The sequence below is a fragment of the Bacillus sp. C28GYM-DRY-1 genome, from assembly GCF_030519405.1.
Classification (GTDB): Bacteria; Bacillota; Bacilli; order Bacillales; family Bacillaceae; genus Bacillus; species Bacillus spizizenii_A.
Map to the genome: position 1 here is coordinate 204,158 of NZ_JAUMKF010000002.1, position 21,318 is coordinate 225,475.

Below are 21,318 nucleotides of genomic sequence, written 5' to 3' on the forward strand. Positions count from 1 at the left end.
AGGAAGCTATTTATTTATCTTTAAACACGTCAGGCCGCGCACTTCGGTATCCGTACCGATAAAGCAGCGCCTCCGCAATTCGCCGCGAAGCCTGTCCGTCCCCGTACGGGTTTGAAGCCCGGGACATTTTGCGATATTCATCTTGATCGGTCAACAGCTGTTTAGTCAGCTGATAGATCTTATCTTCTTCCGTGCCTGCCAGTTTAAGCGTCCCGGCCTGAACGCCTTCGGGCCGTTCAGTCGTATCACGGAGCACGAGGACCGGCTTTCCGAGCGACGGTGCTTCTTCCTGCACCCCTCCCGAGTCGGTGAGGATAAAGTGAGCTTCAGCCGCAAAGTTGTGAAAATCAATGACTTCGAGCGGCTCTATCAGATGTACTCTATCCAAATCACCAAAATGCTTTGCAGCCGTTTCACGAACAGCGGGATTGAGATGAACAGGATAAACAACCTGTACGCCGTCGAATTCTTCGACGATCCGCCTGATCGCTTTAAACATGCTTTCCATCGGCTTCCCTAAATTTTCACGGCGGTGGGCGGTAAGCAAAATCATCTTGTCATTCCCGACTTTTTCAAGAACGGGATGTGAATAGCTGTCTCTCACTGTTGTGCGAAGTGCATCAATTGCGGTATTTCCAGTGACGAAAATCGTCTCAGGGTCTTTATTTTCGCGGAGTACATTCTGTTCGGCCTGCTCTGTCGGCGCAAAATGAAGATCGGCAATCGATCCCGTCAGCTGCCTGTTCAGCTCTTCGGGAAACGGCGAGTATTTGTTTCCTGTCCTGAGCCCCGCCTCTACATGGCCGACGGAAATTTGGTGATAATAAGCGGCAAGACTTCCCGCGAATGTTGTTGTCGTATCACCGTGAACAAGCACAATGTCCGGTTTGATGGACTGAAACAGCTCGTCCAGCTTCACAAGCGCATTAGACGTAATTTCGGCCAGCGTTTGCCTTTCTTTCATGATATTCAAATCAAAATCAGGCTTTATGTTAAAAGCTTCAAGCACCTGATCAAGCATTTGCCTGTGCTGGGCTGTAACCGTCACATAAGACTCAATTTCGGGATATTTTCTTAATTCAAGCACGAGCGGCGCCATTTTTATGGCTTCAGGGCGCGTGCCGAAGATGGTCATGACTTTTAATTTTTTCACCATTGTCACCTTTTTCTTATAATTGTTTGTTAAATAGAATGTTGAATGCTTCCCTTTAATAAGTTGACTTACTTTTATCTTCATTAAAGAGAAGTTTTTTTAAAAATTCGGGGCTACTAAAACGGCAGAAGGTGCCCTTTGTTACAACAGGATAAAATACTTGATACCAAAATAAAACACATCGATCCACTTATGATAAAATATCTTTGAGGCTTCTTCCCACCCGGAATGGTAAGATCAGTCAGAGATACCCTCTCCCTGTTAGCTTTAAAATGGACAAGCGGTGCAAAAAGGAAGGGATCTTTTCGCTTGAAGCTACTGATTGAAGGCCGCCTTCATTATGGACGTACGGAGGATTAAATAATGAGTTCGGCTAAAACAATGCTCTTTTTGCTTCTCCGTCATAAAAACAACCGTGTTAGGTTCCTATTCCTCACCAACACAATCAAGTAAATAATAGCGCTAACTAAACACCATAAGGACCTCTTTTTATCTACTGCCTGTCTAATAATCTGCAGAAGATCTTACCATACAAGGTGAAGCATCAATAAAAGTAACGGCCTTTGCCGGCTTTCCGCTGTATTACAGAAGGTAATCGACCTGTCTACTGCACGGCTTTAAATTGATCTTTCAAACTTTTCTCTGACTGAAGAGCTGCAACATTACGCCCTTCTCCAATAGATGAACCGCTACTATTATATAGTATATCTTTAGTTATACTACCTTTATATCGTTACAAGCATGTTGCAGTTTATTATTCGTCCACCCATCACCTTAGCAATCATCTCTATTGATTTCAAGATTTGGTAGTACCCAATCTTACTTGTTTAAAATTAGTTTTTCTTATATGATAAAAAGTGTTATTAATATGAAAAATGGGTATGTTCAATAAAGACATTAAAATACCTAAGATTCATTGAATTTGATCGTAGACATTGTGTAAGGAAGGTGTACTGAACATGAAAAAAGTACGTAAAGCCATAATCCCTGCCGCAGGTCTCGGAACGAGATTTTTGCCGGCTACGAAAGCAATGCCGAAAGAAATGCTTCCTATCGTTGATAAGCCAACCATCCAATACATAATTGAAGAAGCTGTTGAAGCCGGTATTGAGGATATTATTATCGTAACAGGAAAAAGCAAGCGTGCGATTGAGGATCATTTTGATTACTCTCCTGAGCTCGAAAGAAACTTGGAAGAAAAAGGCAAAACTGAACTCCTTGAAAAAGTGAAAAAATCTTCAAACTTGGCTGACATTCACTATATCCGCCAAAAAGAGCCTAAGGGACTCGGACACGCTGTATGGTGTGCGCGGAACTTTATTGGCGATGAGCCGTTTGCGGTCCTGCTTGGAGACGATATTGTTCAGGCAGAAACACCTGGATTACGCCAATTAATGGATGAGTATGAAAGAACACTTTCTTCTATTATCGGTGTTCAGCAAGTGCCTGACGAAGAAACACACCGCTATGGCATAATCGACCCGCTGACTAGTGATGGCCGCCGTTACCAGGTGAAAAACTTCGTTGAGAAGCCGCCTAAAGGCACTGCACCTTCTAACCTTGCCATCTTAGGCCGTTACGTATTCACTCCTGAGATCTTCATGTACTTAGAGGAGCAGCAGATTGGCGCCGGCGGAGAAATTCAACTGACAGATGCTATTCAAAAGCTAAATGAAATTCAAAGAGTATTTGCTTACGACTTTGAAGGCAAGCGTTATGATGTTGGTGAAAAGCTGGGCTTTATCACAACAACTCTTGAGTTTGCAATGCAGGATAAAGAGCTTCGCGATCAGCTCGTTCCATTTATGGAAGGTTTACTAAACAAAGAAGAAATATAAGCAAAAAGGCTATTGGACATTCATCCAATAGCCTTTTCTTATTTTGACATCAAGGTCAGCGTATGCTCTACATTATCAACCGCAAAAACCTGATCATCAGTATTCACAAGAAAACGATTCTTGCTGCTGTCATACAATACATCACTGTTACTTAAAGATAGTGACGCCGGAGTAACAGGAGAAATGTTATGAAAGATAAGCTCAGAGGCTCTATCATTCTCCAGTACATAACTGATTTTTTCATAATCAAAATCCAGCGTTTTTCTGCCGTCAGCTGTATGTCCTTCAGTATATCCAGTCAATTTCGATTGGACGCTGCTGCTGCTGTCTCCCAGGAATTTTAGGAAGTATTCATAGGAAGACGCTGCATTTTGCGGGACATAAGGCGTAAAGGCAGCAGCCTGCAATTCAGCAGGTTTCACGTTTGTTGTCACAGCGCTCTTTTTCACAAAATAAGACTGCCCGCCAACCTTTATTTTCGCTGCTTGTTTGCCATTTGCAGCCACCGTCACCTCGGTACCGAATGGCAGTGTAACGTCAGCTTTTTGTTTCAAATCCTGGTCCTTATAAACAGCCGCTTTTTCATCTGCTATAAACCCTTGCTTATTGACTGCTGTTAAGCGTTCCTCTGCCTTGCCCTTTACATCGCCATCATGCTTCTTCACTTCATTTTGCGGGATCGCGCCAAACGAAGCAATTGTACGAAGCGGGGCATTAAAAAACATTGTTCCCGCTATGAAGACAGTCAGAATAGACAAAATAGCAATTTGAATAGCATTAGCCAGTGATTTTGGCTTTTTCTTCTTATTGCGGGAACGGGCAAATGCTTCAGGATCCTCTTTCTTTCGTTCTTCCGTTTGCTCTTTTTTATATGCTTCTTTTTCAATTTTCGACAGCTTATTAAACCAGTCAATAAATGCTTTATACTCTTTGACAACCGTTTTTGTTTCATCAAACATGCGAAGCTCGCCATAGTGCATCCAAGCGACGCGGTCACACATCTTTTCAATCTGGCCGATGGAGTGGCTGACAAAGAAAATGGTTTTTCCTTGCTTTTTAAACTCATTAATTCTGTCTACACACTTCTGATAGAACGTTTGATCCCCTACAGAAAGTGCTTCGTCAATAATTAAAATGTCAGGGTCAATATGCACGGAAATCGCGAAACCAAGACGCGATTTCATACCGCTGGAATAGTTTTTAACGGGCTGATTAATAAAATCGCCTATCTCGGCAAATTCCACGATGCTGTCGTACATATCATCAATTTCTTTATTGGTTAGCCCCATCATTAAACACTTGAGCCGGACATTGTCCCGGCCCGTCAATTGGTTATTTAAACCGGCAGCAATCGCTATTAGCGACGGCTGGCCGTTCATTTCAATTTCACCGCTGGTCGGCGGAATAATTTTAGCCAACAGGTTAGACATGGTCGATTTCCCTGACCCGTTTATTCCTACAAAACCGATTGTCTCTCCCTCATACACGTCAAAGGAGACATTCCGCACAGCAAAAAAACCATTATCCTTAGCCGGAAAAAACAATCCTTTAATCTTGTCCGATTGTTTTTTATACAAATGATACTGCTTTGAAACATTTCGAAACGAAACTTTTAGTTTCATCGTACAATCTCCTTACGTATTAAAGAAAGTCAACAAACTTGTCTCTGAATTTCATATGCAGGATAGAACCTACTAACAATAAAAGGAATGTGAACAGCCAAAAGTACAACGTGTACTTCATATCTTGGTAAAACCATTTTCCGTCTAAGAAGCTGTTCCTGAATCCTTCTATCAGATAAAAAATTGGATTCAGCTTAAGCACAGGTAGAAGGTTCGGGTGATTTTTCCCGAGCTGCTCCGAGATATTCCAAAAAATCGGAAGTAAAAAGAACAATAATCTGGTTACGGCCTGCAGCAAAAATTGATAATCTCTGACAAGCACACTGATTGTAGAGTTAAACAAACTAAATGAAAACATAAATACAATCATGCAGATTAAATAGTAAATATATTGTATCCAATGCAAGCTAGGGTAAACGCCGCTTGCTAAAAGGACAATGACATAAATGCCCATCATTACAAAATAACTAAATAAATTTGAAGCAATCACGACAGAAGGCAGCGAACTAATTGGAAAATTCATTTTCGCGACCATATTGATCCGCTTAAATACACTGTTTGATCCATCAAGAATCGTCGGGCTAATAAAAAACCACGGAATCAAACCAGCCAGCATCCAAACAATAAAAGGCACTTCTCCGACACCTGTTATGACCGGCTGACTGTTGCGAATCCCCATACCAAATACAAACCAGTACGCCAGCATTTGAATGAGAGGATTTAAAAACTGCCATAATACACCAAGATAATTCATCTGGTACTGAGACTTTGTCTCATACGAAGCCAAGCGCAAAATTAAAGGAAACGATGTCACTTGCTCTTTTACGATTCTTACTAATGCATTCATTGTTTATCTTCCTTAGACTTAAATGATTTTTTGGATCTTTCGGTTAAAGAAATTTGAAAGCACCGGTGAATATTGTAACAGATGTTGATGGATTTTTCACATTTAAACATTAAGTGAAAAGTTAAAAAGCTGACAAGTAAGAAATATTTGTCAGCCAATGAATCAATCCTCTATAAACTCTCTATATTTTGTATGATAGGTATATAATTCACATCCATTAAAATATTGTGTGTATTATTGTTCGGTGTAACTATAATTGGATTTTCATGATTACTGATTATTCTTTTTAACCAATTACTTTTCAGTATATTTAAAGTACTATACTCCATGGTTTCTTCATGATATTGAACTCGGGTTACTTTCCCATTTTTAACCCAAGTTGATAAGTAACAGTTTTCTTCATTATCCATGTATCTGTCCAAAGATAATTCCCCGAGAGAATTATAATGTCTAATTCTAACAAGGTTACCCTGCATATCGAATTCATAACGTTTAGTTTTACTTCTATCTTCAGCTATAAAATCAATTAACTTTATTTTATCATTTTCATCATATTTTATATAATTAATATACAAACCATTTTCGTAAAATCTATAGGCTAGAGTCTTTGATTTTTCGTCAATATATTTTTTAACATTCAACCCTTCAATTTCGTTTAACAACTCATTCAATTTTTTGTTCGTTGCTTTTTTTTCAGGTCTTATATCATTATAAAAATTTAAGTAGTTCACTCTACTTAATATATCTTGTTCAACATGATAATGATTATTACACTTTACAATATTATCAAAATTAGGCATAAAGTCAAAGCTGACTATATTAAAAGAATCATAAGACAAAGAATTATGTTCTATTATTTTTTTATGTATTTTATTTAAAATTTCATAGTCTGATTTGATTGATTTTAATAAAAAAAATATATTTCCTCTTAACTTCAATTAAAAAGACTCCTTTTCTTATTTTTCAAAAACAGAGTTTACAACTTTTTTAGAAGCATCTCCCGTTTCAAGATAACAAAATTTTTCGTAAAACTCGTCGAATTCTTGACCTACCCCAAAATTATTTTCTTCCAATTGGTATATTTCCTTAATAACACCCATAGTAGTTTTTATTAATGGTCCCGGGGCTTTTTTCTCAAAATCAAAATAAAAACCTCTCAGTTTATCTCGGTATTCATCAATGTCCGGGACATAAAATATTATAGGCCGTTTTAAGTTAGCAAAATCAAAGAATACCGAAGAATAATCTGTAATTAACAAATCGGATATTATATACAGATCTCTTATATCGCCGTGATTCGAAAAATCAAAAGCGAAGTTTTCAAATTTGCTCAAATCAAAATTCTCTGCAACTAAATAATGCATTCTTAGTACGATGATATAATCGTCACCTAAGTGCTGTTTTAATATATTTAAATCTAAATCAAGATCAAATTTATATTTACCTTTAGAGTAAAACTTATCGTCTCTCCAAGTAGGAGCATATAAGATAATTTTTTTGTTTGCCGGGATATTTAGTCTTCTTTTTATAGAATTGATTTGTTGAATATTATTTTGATTATATAAAAAATCATTTCTAGGGTAACCAGTCTCTAGCATATTTTTTTTGAATTTAAATGCACGAGCAAATATTTCAGAAGAATATGCATTTGGAGATATTAAAAAGTCCCAATTAGATGCCTCTTTTGTAAAGTTTCTTTTATATTTTTTGGTTGTAGTTCCAGGCATGTGAACCTCATCCATATCAACTGCAAGTTTTTTTAATGGAGTTCCATGCCAAGTTTGTAGATAAGTCGTGTGCTCTGGTTTAGGTATCCAAAGAGGTAATCTACTATTAACAACCCAATATTTTGCTCTTGCCATAGAATACAGCCATTTAACAGAAAACCGTCTAATGTATGGAATTCCATAATCGTCGAACTGTTGTTTAAAACTTTTATTTACACTCCATATCATTTTATATTCGTTTTTACAATTTTCTATCATATATTCATAGATTGCTCTTGGATTACAGCTGTATTGCTTGCCACCGAAACTTTCAAATATGATTAAGTTTTTTTTTGGAGGAAGTTTACTAAATTTTAAAAATAAGGATTTGCAAACCTTCTTAGCATATTTTTTCTTCAAATTATCAATTTTACAAAATTCACTATTGATTTTAGCCTTAAGGCGCCTGTATTTATATAAAAATCTAGTAGTTAAAGAATAGTCATTTACTCTTAAACGAGCATTATTCCGTTTTTTACTTAATTCACATCTAATCTTTTTATTATGAACCCTCGATATTTTAACACTCTCCTCTAAATCACTGGAACATAGAGGAAATGTGAATACTTTATCTTCTTGATTAAGCACATCAAAAACATTAAATTCTATTAAGATATCATAGATTCTTGATAACCGATCATGTTTATAAAGCGCAGTGATATCTATGTTACTAGACAACTCAACAACAGTCTTTTTCTCATCAATAATGTAATCTTTTATGTCAAAAGTATAACTACTTTGAGATTTTTTTTCGAAGAATATAATTTTTATGTCTCTTAGATCAAATAAATTAGTATCATAGGATAATGACATAGTTGTATTGAAATGAAAATGACCATCAATTTTGATTTTAGTGAGTAAGCGATTAACGTTTATATAAAACTCATTTACCTGAATTGAAAAATTCCCTTTTTTTGTTCTGTAAAAACATATATTGCTTTCTTTCGAAATAATTTTATTAGTATTATTATCTAGAATGGAGCTATCAACTTTTATCCTTTTTTTTATCAGTTTATTTTTTTCATAAAACAAAACATAAGCATCCCACAGACAATCTTTTAATTGTCCGTTAAATAAGATATTTGAATTTAGAATAACATTAAAATGGTTGCCTGTTTGAATCAGAGGAATGCTCATCTCAACACCAGTATTCCTATCATTCAAAACAAATATCCCTTTGTTTAAATTCTGATTGTTTTTAATATCAATATATAAAATACAATCGCCGTTATTTTGAACTGTAAAATCAATTAATCTTGCGCCTGAAATAGTTTTAGCCATACATTATTCTCCCTTAATTCAAAGACTTGCTATCTCCTTTTTAATTTTTGTTGTTGAGATACCCTCTGTTCTTTCAAGATATACTACCTCACATTGGTTTGAAAGATAGTCAAATTTTCCTCTCCAATCGTCACCCATTACAAAAACATCAACATTATGATTTATAATATCGTCAATCTTTTGGTCCCAGCTCTTTTCCGGTATAACTTCATCTACATACTTAATTGTTTCTAAAATTAGTTTCCGATGTTCATAACTATGGTAGGCTTTTTTTTGCTTTTGAAGATTAAACTCATCGGTGCTAATTGCAACTATTAAATAGTCACCGAGTTGTTTAGCTCTTTCCAACAGCTTAATGTGACCCCAATGAAGCAAATCAAAAGTTCCATACGTAATTACTTTTCTCACGATCTATACCACCTTTTGAAATTTTAACATTTTTTAATATATATCGACTTGTTTTTTACATATTTAATATGATATCACAGCAAAAAAAAAGATAGTAGCGTCTTTTTAAAATTCCAACTTAACTGTAACTTATTACTTAAGCTTTTCGTCTAAAGAGAACTAATCTTATTTGTTTATTTTTTGTAATATCAATGTTAAGTTTTCGTTAAAGTATTTATGTTATTATTATGTTATCCACAAATAAAATTACACATACACAAATACGAATGACACGTGTTTTTTATAGACATATAGGTGAAAAGGAGGGTTGGTACGATGCAAACGAAACCCATTAATCAATTAGATTTTGTAGACGGTGAACTGACTTCATTTGTATCACATTTAGAAACGTCATATTTGGACCAGAATAGAGGTGCGTTCATCGTAACAGCGAATCCCGAAATCGGATTTGAAGCGATGCAGAATCCGCGTTATGATGCGGTTCTTTCATCTGCTGATTTTATTTTGCCAGACGGCATTGGTGTTGTGATGGTTTCCAAGTTAATTGGAAAGCCGCTTCAATCCAGAATTGCCGGCTACGATTTGTTTAGATCGCTGCTGGATAAGGCTAATCAAAAGAAAAAACGGGTTTTCTTTTACGGTGCGGCTAAGCATGTGATTGCGGAAACAATTGAGCGAGTTAAACGTGATTTTCCCGGGATTGAAATTGCCGGATACTCTGACGGCTATGTGAAGGATCAACGTGAGGTGGCGGACAAGATTGCGGCCTCAAATCCTGATATGGTATTTGTCGCGTTAGGATATCCTAATCAGGAGTTCTTTATCCATAAGTACCGCCATTTATTCCCTCAGGCTGTTGCTGTAGGGCTGGGCGGAAGCTTTGATGTGTTCAGCGGCAATGTGAAAAGAGCGCCCTCATTTTTTATCCGGTTTCACCTTGAATGGATGTACAGGCTGATCACCAATCCTGCCCGCTGGAGAAGGATGCTGAGTATTCCTAAGTATGTTACAGCGGTGCTGAAACATGAACGGGCTTCAGCTAAGCCGCAATATACAGGACAGGTCAAAGATCAATCACGCCATCTGTAATCGGCCTTAAAGGAGCTATGGTATGTAATGAAATGCATAAATCAGTCGCTGAGCCTGCGGACAATCTATGGAAGCCGGTTTGAGTTGATGACAGATTGAAATCATGGTTTGCGTTTTTTTATTATTTGTTCATCAAAGTCATTGGCGCATTGCTGTTTTGGGTCAAGCCGGGCAATCAAGTGACGCTCCTGGTTTCCTTTCCTGATAATGCCCGTGCAATATTAAAGGAATATCAGAAGGGGCATTTTTCATTTCCCATTCATGTACTTCTTACCCAGCATGCCAAGTCGCTGGAAAAAGAATTTCCTGAGCTTACTGTTTCAGTTATTAACGAAAAACATCCGCTTCATATATGTAAAGCGGTCTTTTCTATGCTGAACAGTAAGACTGTGATTGTTGATAACTATTTTGTTTTGACAACTGTTCTGACCAGCAGGCCTGGTATCGAGTGTATCCAAGTTTGGCATGCGAATGGAGCTTTTAAGCGATTTGGGTTAAAGGATATCAACACACAGAATCGTTCGCGGGCTGACGTAAGGCGCTTTCGGAAAGTATATGCTTCATTTGACCGAATTGTCGTCGGTTCTGAACATATGGCTGACATATTCAAAGAATTTTTCGATATAAAAGGTGATAAATTTCTTCGGTTTGGTGTGCCTTTAACCGATATTTACTATGAGGCGCAGGAAAACAGCAATGACCTTAAAAGCAAACATCATATGCCGGGAGAGAAAAAAATTATTTTGTATGCGCCCACTTTTAGGGACGACCAGTTCGAAAGCTTTTCTCTGCCGTTTTCAGAAAAACAGCTGCAGCATGATTTAAAAGGAGAATATTTACTTGCAGTAAAACTGCATCCTGTTATGAAGGAATCTGCTGAATTACCTGAGGATAGTGCGTGGATAAAGGATGTTTCAGATCTCCCTCTTGCAGACCTTTTAAAGATGAGCGATCTGTTAATATCAGACTATTCTTCTGTCCCATTTGAATTTGCTCTGCTGGACAAACCCATTTTGTTTTATACGTATGATATGGAGGCTTACAACAGAACCCGCGGTTTAATACGTCAATATACAGAGGTGATCCCCGGGGTGCCTTGCTGTGATTCAGAAATGCTCCTGGACCAGCTGAAAGATATGGACAAGCTCCAATCTGAAGTGGAGCGCTTTTCTCGTGAGTGGAATCTATACTCCAGAGGGAATGCCAGTAAGCAGCTTTTAAGCTATGTAAATGAGAAATCAAACTGACCTTTATATATAATAGAGGTCGGTATTGCAAATAATATGAAAACCTTTTATAAAACATTATGAGTTGTAGTAAGGAAGGAGTCATTTTATGATTTATGCTGAGATTCTAGCCGGTGGAAAAGGTTCCCGCATGGGGAACGTCAATATGCCAAAACAGTTTTTGCCGTTAAATAAACGCCCTATTATCATTCATACGGTTGAAAAGTTTTTATTAAATGACCGTTTCGATAAGATTTTAATCGTTTCACCTAAAGAGTGGATTAACCATACAAAAGACATCTTAAAGAAATTCATCGGGCAGGATGATCGCCTGGTTGTTGTTGAAGGCGGCAGTGACCGTAATGAGTCTATTATGAGCGGCATCCGCTATATTGAAAAAGAATTCGGCATTCAGGATGATGACGTGATCATCACTCATGATTCTGTGCGTCCATTTCTAACTCATCGCATTATCGACGAAAACATTGATGCGGTTCTTCAATACGGTGCGGTCGATACCGTGATCTCAGCCATTGATACAATTATCGCTTCAGAAGACCAGGAATTTATTTCTGATATCCCTGTCCGCGACAACATGTATCAAGGACAAACACCGCAAAGCTTCCGGATCAGCAAATTGGTTGAGCTTTATAACAAGCTGTCAGATGAACAAAAAGCTGTCCTGACTGACGCTTGCAAGATCTGTTCGTTAGCAGGTGAAAAAGTGAAGCTGGTCCGCGGTGAAGTCTTTAATATTAAAGTAACGACACCATATGACTTAAAAGTGGCTAATGCCATTTTACAGGAGCGAATTTCACAATGATTAATCAAACATATCGTTTAGTTTCTGCCCGACAATTTGAAGTGACGTATAAAGATAAAGTTGTCCATTCAGATAAGGTCGTCGTCCGGCCTACCCATTTATCCATCTGTGCTGCCGACCAGCGTTATTATACTGGCTCACGCGGCAAAGAAGCGATGGATAAGAAACTGCCGATGGCACTGATCCATGAAGGAATCGGGAAAGTCATGTTTGATCCGACAGGCACATTTAAAGTCGGGACCCGGGTTGTTATGGTGCCAAATACACCGGTTGAAGAGCATGAAGTCATTGCGGAGAATTACCTGCGTTCCAGTAGATTCCGATCAAGCGGCTATGATGGATTTATGCAGGATTACATGTTCATGGCGCCGGATCGGCTCGTTGAACTTCCGGACAGCATTAATCCGCATGTCGCAGCCTTTACTGAGCTTATTACGATTGCAGTTCACGCGCTTTCCCGCTTTGAGCGTATGGCACACAAGAAGCGCGACACATTCGGTGTCTGGGGAGACGGAAATCTCGGTTTTATCATGACGCTTCTCCTGAAGAAGAAATATCCGGACAGCAAAGTGTTTATCTTCGGAAAAACACCTTACAAGCTTGATCATTTTTCTTTTGTTGATGCAGCTTATCAAATTAACGACATTCCTGAAGATGTCAGACTCGATCATGCCTTTGAATGTGTAGGCGGACGCGGCAGTGAAAGCGCAATTGAGCAGATCATTGCCCTTGTTCATCCTGAAGCTTGTGTAGCGCTCTTAGGCGTATCTGAATACCCTGTTGAAATTGAAACAAGAATGGTGCTTGAAAAAGGAATTACGCTGATCGGCAGCAGCCGCAGCGGACGCGAGGATTTTGCCCGTACTGTGGACTTTTTAGCTCAATACCCTGAAGTCGTTGATTATTTAGAAACATTAGTAGGCGGACGGTTCCCGGTACGCAGTATCGAGGAAATTACAAACGCGTTTGAAGCAGATTTGACTTCATCTTGGGGAAAAACCGTTATTGAATGGGAAATTTAAACAGTGAAAACATTCCTTACACGAATCGTAAAAGGAGTATTCGGCACTGCTTATAGACTATTGAGCGCTTTATTACCAGTACAGCACGACAAAGTTGTCATAGCTTCCTATCGTGAGGATCAATTAAGTGATAATTTTAAAGGTGTCTATGAAAAGCTGAAGCAAGATCCGTCTCTTCGAATCACCCTGCTTTTCCGCAAGATGGATAAGGGGCTGATCGGACGAGCTGCATATTTGCTTCATCTTTTCAGATCGCTATATCACCTTGCCACGTGCCGTGTGCTTTTGTTGGATGATTATTATTTTCCTTTGTATGTTGTGCCAAAACGCAAGGAAACTGTTGCCATCCAGCTTTGGCATGCTTGCGGCGCATTTAAAAAATTCGGCTACAGCATAGTGAACAAGCCGTTCGGCCCATCTTCTGAATATCTGAAGATTGTTCCCGTGCATTCTAACTATGATTATGCCATCGTCAGTGCACCCGCTGCCGTGCCGCATTTTGCCGAAGCTTTCCAAATGGAGGAAAAGCAGATTTTGCCGCTCGGCATTCCAAGGACGGATTATTTTTATCATAAGGAACATATTCGCAATGTACTGGAAGATTTTCATCAGGCTTATCCTGAACTTAAGCATAAGAAAAAGCTTTTGTATGCTCCTACTTTTCGAGGCAGCGGACATCATCAAGAGGGTGACGCTACCCCGCTTGATCTGCTACAATTAAAGTCGGCGCTACACCATAAAGATTATGTCGTGATGCTCCATCTTCATCCGTATATGCGCAAGCATGCGCACACGGAAGAGGATGATTTTGTGCTGGATTTAACAGATTCGTACTCTTTGTACGATTTGATGGCAATCTCCGATGGGCTGATAACCGATTATTCCTCAGTCATTTTCGAATACAGCCTTCTAAAACGGCCAATGTATTTTTACTGCCCGGATTTAGAAGACTACTTGAAAGAACGTGATTTCTACTATCCGTTTGAATCGTTTGTACCCGGGCCGATTTCGAAAGACGTTCCATCGCTTGTACACGATATTGAGAGTGATCACGAGGCTGATACAAAGCGGATTGAAGCTTTTTCACAGACATTTATTACCCATCAAGACGGCAAATCTGCAGAGCGGGTAGCCGATTTTATTTCATCATTTTTAACATCTGGTGCCGATTAGGAGAAAGTGAGGTACAAAGTGAAGCTGGCCAGAAAGATTAAGAACAGACTTTTCAGATCAAAAAAGAAAATGCAAAAAGAAAATACAGCTGTCATTGTCCATCCGGCAGAAAACAGGGTTTTTTCTCTTTTTGATAAAACAAAACGAATTGAAGAAAACCAGCAGGTCCCTGTCAGAAAAATTTCTGATTTTTCTTGGAATGGTTCAATTCTTAAAATTGCGGGTTATATGTATATCAAGGGCCTGCCGCTTCAAAAAGAGGATCAGGTTCGAAAACGTTTATTATTGGTTAACAACGGGGTTTTATTTACAGCTGTTTCTCTTCGGGATATTCCGGTAGATCAGCTGTCAATTGATACATCAAATGTGCCAGGGGCCTATAAGTGGGCAGGATTCTCACAGCAAATTAACTTTTCTAAGCTAATGAATGACAAGCCTCTTCCGCAGGGCGAGTATAAGCTGTTTCTTGAAATTGAAGCTGTAGATGACCAAAATGTAAAACATCAGGAAGTGCATACGGTTGGAAACGTCAGCAATTTCCTCTCAAATGATGTGTATGCCACAAAGATGGAATTTCATTCTGCTAAAAAGCTGATGAAGTTCAATTTGATTGTTAACTATGATGAAGGCGAGAAGACCATTAACTTGTCTTGCAACAAACTGCAGGAAATTGATCCGAGCCTTTTGGAGCTGGATACCGGAAAAGAAGCAAACCGCTTTATACGCAAGCTGAATACGAGCTTATTCCATTTTGCTTATGATGTATTCCGCCTGTTGCCGATTAAGTCCAATAAGATCGTCTTTGCTTCTGACAGCCGCCTTGATCTGACAGGAAACTTCGAATTTGTTTATGAAGAACTGCTGAAGCGCGAAGAAAACTTTGATTTCAAATTTTTCTTAAAGAGCAGCATTCGGGATAGAAAAAGCCTGTCTGAACTGATGTCTATGGCTTATCACTTTGCGACAAGCAAAATCATTTTTATTGATGATTTTTATCCGATTATTTACCCGTTGAAAATCCGTAAGAATGCTGATCTTGTCCAGCTGTGGCATGCTGTCGGCGCCTTTAAGACATTCGGCTACAGCCGAATCGGTCTGCCGGGAGGACCCTCGCCGCATTCGAAAAACCATAGGAACTACACAAAGGTTATTGTCAGCTCTGAAAATATACGGAAACACTATGCAGAGGGCTTTGGTGTGGACATAGAGAATGTCATCGCTACCGGCGTACCTCGAACAGACTTTTTCTTTGATGAAGCGAAGAAGGCATTTGTAAAAGAACGTCTTTATACAGAATATCCATTCCTGAAGGACAAAAAGGTCATTCTTTTTGCGCCAACCTTCCGCGGAAACGGTCAGCAATCCGCTCATTATCCTTTTGAAGTGCTTGATTTTGACCGTCTGTATCGTGAGTTAAAGGATGAATATATCTTCTTATTCAAAATTCATCCATTCGTACGTAATGATGCCAATATTCCTTATCAGTATAGTGATTTCTTTTATGATTTCTCTTCATTCAGGGAAATTAACGAGCTATTGCTAGTAACAGATGTTCTGATTACGGATTATTCTTCTGTTTGCTTTGAGTATGCTTTATTAAACAAACCGATGATCTTCTTCAGCTATGATGTAGATGATTATATTCGCAAACGTGATTTCTATTATGATTACTTTGACTTTATTCCTGGTCCGCTTGCGAAAACGTCTGATCAAATGATTTCAATCATTAAAGAAGAGAAGTATAACTTTGAGCAAATTGATTCATTTGTTCATTATTTCTTTGATGATCTTGACGGAAAAGCAAGTGAACGTGTCGTTGATCAAATCGTCTTCCCTCAGGAAGAGGAGCCGGCAGACGATAAAGTCCTTAAAAGATAAATCAAAAACACCTTTTGCAGCTGCAAAAGGTGTTTTTTTTATTGATATTCCGGAACATCAAAGTAGTCCGTATAAGCTGCAGCCTAGGCAGAAAAGGATATGGAAAAAAAGACAAGGGACGCGGCGGACAGAAGCATAGGTGCGATTAAACTCTTTTTCATTCCTTCTCCTCTTTCTTATTCAATGAGTATATAAAACTAGTTTATTTATCGGCACGCATATGCTTCATTTATAGGTGAATCAATTCCAATTTTTAATAAAAAAACTTAATCTCGAGGTGAGATTAAGTTAAATGTGAGACACGATAAGTGTACAGGTTCCTTTAATGATAAAATCGGGCATTTGAGACGGCAAAATAAAGTGATCGCCTTTTTTGAGCGGACATGTTTCCTCTTCATACATCAGCAAACCGCTTCCTTCTATCACGCTGCAAAGCAGAAAGGATTCATCCTGAGAAAGTTCAGCCTCGCCATTTATGTCCCATTTATATACCGAAAAATATTCACCTTGGACAAACGTTTTAATGGTTATTCCTTTTCTTGATTCTGTGGATTCATCTATATACCCGTCCACATGGGGTACCGTGGCCGCATTGACCGCTTTGGCAAAATGAAGCTCTCTCGGACTCCCATTTTTATCAAGCCGGTCATAATCGTACACCCGGTATGTGGCATCTGAATTTTGCTGGGTCTCTAATACAAGTGCCCCCTTACACAATGCATGCAGCGTTCCGCTAGGCACATAATAAAAATCACCCGGTTTAATTTTGATTCTTCGCAGCAGGCCTTCCCAGTCACCGCTGTTGATCATTGTGACAAGTTCGGTTTTTGAGCGGGCCGTATGCCCGTAAATAATCTCCGCGTTTTCTTTACAGTCGATTATGTACCAGCATTCTGTCTTGCCGAGTTCTCCCTCTTCGTTTTCTCCGGCATAGTAATCATCAGGGTGAACTTTAATTGACATATCTTCCTTCACGTCCAGCAGCTTTGTCAATAGCGGAAATCGCTCCCCCTCCACGCAGCCGAATACTTCCGGATGCTCATCCCAAAGCTCAGTCAGTGTCTTTCCTTTATACGGGCCATTGGCAATTATGCTCGGTCCTTTTGGATGAGCGGAAATGGCCCAGCATTCCCCCGTTGTTTCTGAAGGAATACCGTATCCAAATCTATCTCGTAAAGCGGTGCCGCCCCAGATTTTTTCTTTAAACACAGGCGTTAGAAAAATCGGTGATTGCGTCATGATCCGTACCCCTCCCCTGTAAATAGCTGATCATTATTTTCCCGGTGCGCTCCCCTTACAAACGCCGGATAAGCTGTCTTTTTTCTATGACAACATATGTACAAAGCATTATGTATCAATGACCCCTTTTTGAGAAAACGCTTCCTTTATATTATATCACTTTCAAAAGAAGGTTTGTTTCAGCCTTTTCCTCGTAAAGAATAATTCTCCTTTTTTGATACAAATTAAGAAAAACCGTCAATCTGTTTTATAAAGGGGAGAGAAACTTTGCAAATCGACTCTGATCTCCAGCGCAATGTAGAAACGTTGAAAAAAAAACTGGGGCAAAATGACGATATCATTTTTTATACGTTTTCTTTCGGAGACAGCAGACAGAAAGCGTGCCTGCTGTATATTGACGGTTTGACAGAAAATAAGCTTCTGGCACAACACGTCATGTCTCCTTTACAAAAAGAAGCGTTAGCTCAAAAAGAAGGCTTGATTGAAGATTTATCCGCTTTTTTTTTCGGCTACCGCCACAGCGTGATTTCTACAATAAAAGAAATACAGCAGCTTATTTTTTCCGGACATACTATTTTACTGGCTGATGGTTACAGCGCAGGCCTGGCATTTGATACGAAAACATTAATGACGCGCGGCCTTGAAGAACCTTCCTCTGAAATCGTAGAACGCGGTCCGAAGATTGGCTTTATTGAAACACTGCGGACAAACACGGCGCTTTTACGAGAGCGGTCGAGTGACCCTAATCTCGTCATAAAAGAAATGACGATAGGCAAAAGGACGAAGAAAAAGATAGCTGTCGCATATATTCAGGATATTGCCCCTGATTATGTTGTAAAGGAAGTGTTTAAACGGCTGAAATCCATTACGACAGATGATTTGCCGGAATCAGGCATACTTGAGCAGCTCATTGAGGATGAGCATTTTACAATCTTTCCGACAATCTTAAGCACAGAACGTCCAGATCGTGTAGAAAGCTCTTTGTTAGAAGGGCGGGTTTCCATTTTAGTTGATGGCACCCCATTTGCACTCATTGTACCGGCTACGCTTGATGAATTTATCCATTCACCAGATGATTACAGCCAGCGCTGGATTATCATGTCTCTTATTCGGTTGCTTCGTTATTCGAGCATCCTGATTACCATTTATTTGCCCGGCTTATATATTTCTCTCGTTTCCTTTCATACGGGCCTTTTGCCAACGAGAATGGCCATTTCGATTGCAGGCAGCAGGCTGAATGTACCTTTCCCGCCTTTTGTCGAGGCATTTATTATGATATTTACGATAGAACTAATCAGGGAAGCCGGTTTACGGCTGCCAAAGCCGATTGGACAGACGATCGGGCTCATTGGAGGCGTTGTCATTGGACAGGCTGCCGTACAGGCGCAAATCGTCAGTGCGCTGATGGTCATTGTGGTATCCTTTACCGCATTGGCATCCTTTACCGTTCCTTCATACGCCTATAACTTTCCGCTGCGGATTATTCGCATTGCTGGTATGATCAGTGCGGCAATGCTTGGCATGTATGGCGTCATTATGGTCTTTCTGTTTGTAATCGGCCATTTGATGCGACTGAAAAGCTTTGGCCAAGATTATATTATTCCGATAATGGCACAGCCCGGTCAAGATTTAAAGGACACTGTGATTCGCGTTCCCACCCTATTTTTAAAAAGAAGACCTACCCGCAAAGGCACAAAAGATAAAATCAGGCAAAGGTGATGGCTATGAGGCAAATAGAGGACAAGCTTACATTTATGCAGACGCTTATCATGGTAAGCAGTACAATGATCGGTGCCGGTGTCTTAACTCTTCCCCGCTCAGCCGCTGAAACCGATAGTCCCATTGGATGGATCATGATCCTGCTGCAGGGCGTTATATTTATTATTTTTGTACTGCTTTTTTTGCCTTTTCTTCAACGAAACAGCGGGAAAACAATTTTTGAGCTCAACAGCATTGCAGCCGGAAAATTGATCGGTTACTTATTGAATATATTTCTTACCCTTTATTTTATCGGTATCGTTTGCTATCAGGCGCGGGTTTTGGGCGAGGTTGTCGGCTTCTTTCTTTTAAAAAACACACCGATGGCGGTTGTCGTGTTTATTTTTCTGGCTGTTGCCATTTATCATGTAGCCGGAGGCGTTTATCCCATTGCGAAGGTATATGCGTATATCTTTCCTATCACTATTATTATTTTCCTTATGCTTCTGATGTTTAGCTTTCGGCTATTTCAACTGGATTTTATCCGGCCTGTATTTGAAGGCGGTTATCGAAGTTTTTTCTCTTTATTTCCTAAAACTCTTTTATATTTTTCAGGATTTGAAGTCATTTTTTATCTCATTCCCTTTATGAAAGATCCCAAGCAGGTAAAAAAAGCTGTCGCTTTAGGCATTGCAACCTCGACTGTTTTTTATAGCATTACTTTGTTTATGGTCATTGGCTGTATGAGTGTAGCTGAGGCAAAAACAGTAACATGGCCTACCATATCTCTTATTCACGCATTAGAAATCCCGGGGATCTTTATTGAACGGTTTGACCTGTTTTTACAGATAACTTGGACAGCTCAGCAATTTGCATGTATGCTCGGCTCCTTTAAAGGGGCGCATATCGGATTAACTGATATCTTTCACCTGAAAAATAAAAACAATCCGTGGCTTCTTGCTGCATTACTGGCTGTTACATTTTTTCTATCAATGTTTCCTGAAGATCTTAATGCCGTATTTTATTACGGTTCACTTCTCGGATATGTATTTTTAGGTGTCGTTGCAATACCATTTCTTATCTGGTTTTTAAGCTGGTTACAGAAAAAACTGGGGAGGGATCAGCTGCAATGAAAACAATGATGAAGCTATCAGCAATGGTTCTAATGTTGCAGATGCTCTGCGGGTGCTGGGATGTCAAAAATATTGAAAAGCTGTCTTTTGCCAGAGGACTTGCCATCGATGAGACCGATGACCATCAGTATAAATTAACGTATCAAAACCTTCTTCCCCAAAGTGAAGACAGCCAAGCATCCGGAAAACCCGAATTTGTCAATGTGACATCCTATGGGAAAACCGTCCTTGAAGCGGTCAGTGATGTATCCATTAAAGATCCTCCTATCTATAGCGACCATTTAAAAGTCATTCTCCTGGGAGAAAAACTAATGAGGAATCAAAACATAGATCAAGTCTTCAACCATTTTATCCGGGATGATGAGCTGCGGCGCAGCAGCTATTTGATGGCAGCCAGAGGGAAAGCTGGTGATATTTTCACAAAAGGAAGCCCGAAGCAGCAGTTGCCGATGCCTTCCGAAAAGCTGATTGATCTGACCAATAACAGCAATTATAACGGAAAGATTATGATGCCGCTTCGCATCGGCAGGGCCTCTATTTATTGCCAAAATGGCTACAGTTTTCTTATTCAAGCCGTTAATAACCAAAAGGGAAAAGCAAAGTATGACGGGGCAGGCATTATCAAAAGCGGCAGTAATAAACTCGTTGGATTTCTTTCAGCTGAAGAAATCCAGACACTGACATGGGTCATGGGGACAATCCAAGGAGGCGTCATGCCGACGACAGATAAAGGACATCCGATTACGTTTGAGATTAAAAAGTCGAAATCTAAAATTAAGCCGGCGATTGAAAACGGGAAACCTGTCTTTCAGATTTCTGTCAAAACAAAGGGTATCCTGACAGAAGACCAAAGCCCGAATGAAAACTCGTTTCGTAAAAACTATTTGCACAGGCTTGAGAACATTTTTGAGAAAAAGCTTGAACACGATGTAAAGAAGGTTATGGATAAACTGCAGCATGAGTATAAAAGCGATCCTATCTTTTTATCGGATTACATCCGGATTCAACACCCTGAATACTGGCATAAAGTAAAAGGACATTGGGATGTCATATTTTCTGATGCTGATTTTAAATACGATATTTCTTTCAAAATCGTTAACTTCGGCACAGCAGGGCAGTGAG

17 protein-coding genes are annotated in these 21,318 nt (G+C 39.3%); 10 read left to right on the top strand and 7 right to left on the bottom strand.

The features are described from left to right. Positions 1-10 precede the first annotated feature (10 nt). Positions 11-1,153, bottom strand: coding sequence for a non-hydrolyzing UDP-N-acetylglucosamine 2-epimerase (gene wecB / locus Q3W56_RS03170; protein ID WP_302894463.1), 1,143 nt, complete (start codon positions 1,151-1,153; stop codon positions 11-13). Between the two features lie 959 nt (positions 1,154-2,112). Here wecB and galU point away from each other — a divergent pair. Beyond that, entirely contained in the window at positions 2,113-2,991 is an 879-nt protein-coding gene (galU, locus tag Q3W56_RS03175; protein WP_019715905.1) for a UTP--glucose-1-phosphate uridylyltransferase GalU, read from the top strand. A 38-nt stretch (positions 2,992-3,029) separates the two neighbouring features. Here the strand turns inward: galU and tagH are convergent, their stop codons facing one another. From tagH to tagD, 5 genes are all read right to left on the bottom strand, one after another. Continuing rightward, a complete protein-coding gene (gene tagH, locus Q3W56_RS03180; protein WP_302894464.1) occupies positions 3,030-4,613 on the bottom strand; it encodes a teichoic acids export ABC transporter ATP-binding subunit TagH in 1,584 nt (527 codons plus the stop codon). A 19-nt stretch (positions 4,614-4,632) separates the two neighbouring features. Beyond that, complete coding sequence (tagG, locus tag Q3W56_RS03185) at positions 4,633-5,460, bottom strand: teichoic acids export ABC transporter permease subunit TagG (RefSeq protein ID WP_302894465.1); 828 nt, start codon at positions 5,458-5,460, stop codon at positions 4,633-4,635. Positions 5,461-5,630: 170 nt separating this feature from the next. Continuing rightward, entirely contained in the window at positions 5,631-6,398 is a 768-nt protein-coding gene (locus Q3W56_RS03190) for a hypothetical protein (protein ID WP_302894466.1), read from the bottom strand. Positions 6,399-6,416: 18 nt separating this feature from the next. Further along, positions 6,417-8,507 carry a CDP-glycerol glycerophosphotransferase family protein gene (locus tag Q3W56_RS03195; protein WP_302894467.1) on the bottom strand — a complete coding sequence of 697 codons (2,091 nt, stop codon included), beginning with the start codon at positions 8,505-8,507 and terminating at the stop codon, positions 6,417-6,419. 18 nt (positions 8,508-8,525) lie between these two features. Continuing rightward, entirely contained in the window at positions 8,526-8,915 is a 390-nt protein-coding gene (tagD, locus tag Q3W56_RS03200; RefSeq protein ID WP_302894468.1) for a glycerol-3-phosphate cytidylyltransferase, read from the bottom strand. A 315-nt stretch (positions 8,916-9,230) separates the two neighbouring features. On the opposite strand from tagD, the gene Q3W56_RS03205 reads away from it, so the two are divergent. From Q3W56_RS03205 to Q3W56_RS03230, 6 genes are all read left to right on the top strand, one after another. Further along, on the top strand, positions 9,231-10,004 hold the full coding sequence (locus Q3W56_RS03205) for a WecB/TagA/CpsF family glycosyltransferase (RefSeq protein WP_302894469.1): 774 nt from the start codon (positions 9,231-9,233) through the stop codon (positions 10,002-10,004). A 95-nt stretch (positions 10,005-10,099) separates the two neighbouring features. Then, positions 10,100-11,251: a CDP-glycerol glycerophosphotransferase family protein gene (locus Q3W56_RS03210; RefSeq protein WP_302894470.1), complete on the top strand. Its 1,152-nt coding sequence runs from the start codon at positions 10,100-10,102 to the stop codon at positions 11,249-11,251. An 88-nt stretch (positions 11,252-11,339) separates the two neighbouring features. After that, a complete protein-coding gene (locus Q3W56_RS03215) occupies positions 11,340-12,053 on the top strand; it encodes an IspD/TarI family cytidylyltransferase (protein WP_014115394.1) in 714 nt (237 codons plus the stop codon). After that, positions 12,050-13,075 carry a ribitol-5-phosphate dehydrogenase gene (locus tag Q3W56_RS03220; protein WP_302894471.1) on the top strand — a complete coding sequence of 342 codons (1,026 nt, stop codon included), beginning with the start codon at positions 12,050-12,052 and terminating at the stop codon, positions 13,073-13,075. Before Q3W56_RS03215 ends, Q3W56_RS03220 begins: the two co-directional genes overlap by 4 nt. A 3-nt stretch (positions 13,076-13,078) precedes the next feature. After that, positions 13,079-14,248: a CDP-glycerol glycerophosphotransferase family protein gene (locus tag Q3W56_RS03225; protein ID WP_302894472.1), complete on the top strand. Its 1,170-nt coding sequence runs from the start codon at positions 13,079-13,081 to the stop codon at positions 14,246-14,248. Positions 14,249-14,266: 18 nt separating this feature from the next. Then, positions 14,267-16,126, top strand: a complete 1,860-nt coding sequence (locus tag Q3W56_RS03230) for a CDP-glycerol glycerophosphotransferase family protein (RefSeq protein ID WP_302894473.1) — start codon at positions 14,267-14,269, stop codon at positions 16,124-16,126. 288 nt (positions 16,127-16,414) lie between these two features. Here the strand turns inward: Q3W56_RS03230 and manA are convergent, their stop codons facing one another. Then, positions 16,415-17,365, bottom strand: a complete 951-nt coding sequence (gene manA / locus Q3W56_RS03235) for a mannose-6-phosphate isomerase, class I (protein WP_268399107.1) — start codon at positions 17,363-17,365, stop codon at positions 16,415-16,417. A gap of 267 nt (positions 17,366-17,632) precedes the next feature. Here manA and gerBA point away from each other — a divergent pair, with 267 nt between their 5' ends. From gerBA to Q3W56_RS03250, 3 genes are read left to right on the top strand one after another with little or no spacing between them, the layout of a single operon-like run. After that, positions 17,633-19,084, top strand: coding sequence for a spore germination protein GerBA (gene gerBA, locus Q3W56_RS03240; RefSeq protein ID WP_302894474.1), 1,452 nt, complete (start codon positions 17,633-17,635; stop codon positions 19,082-19,084). 5 nt (positions 19,085-19,089) lie between these two features. Then, on the top strand, positions 19,090-20,196 hold the full coding sequence (gene gerBB / locus Q3W56_RS03245; protein ID WP_302894475.1) for a spore germination protein GerBB: 1,107 nt from the start codon (positions 19,090-19,092) through the stop codon (positions 20,194-20,196). Next, a complete protein-coding gene (locus Q3W56_RS03250; protein WP_302894476.1) occupies positions 20,193-21,317 on the top strand; it encodes a spore germination protein GerBC in 1,125 nt (374 codons plus the stop codon). Before gerBB ends, Q3W56_RS03250 begins: the two co-directional genes overlap by 4 nt. Position 21,318 lies beyond the last annotated feature (1 nt).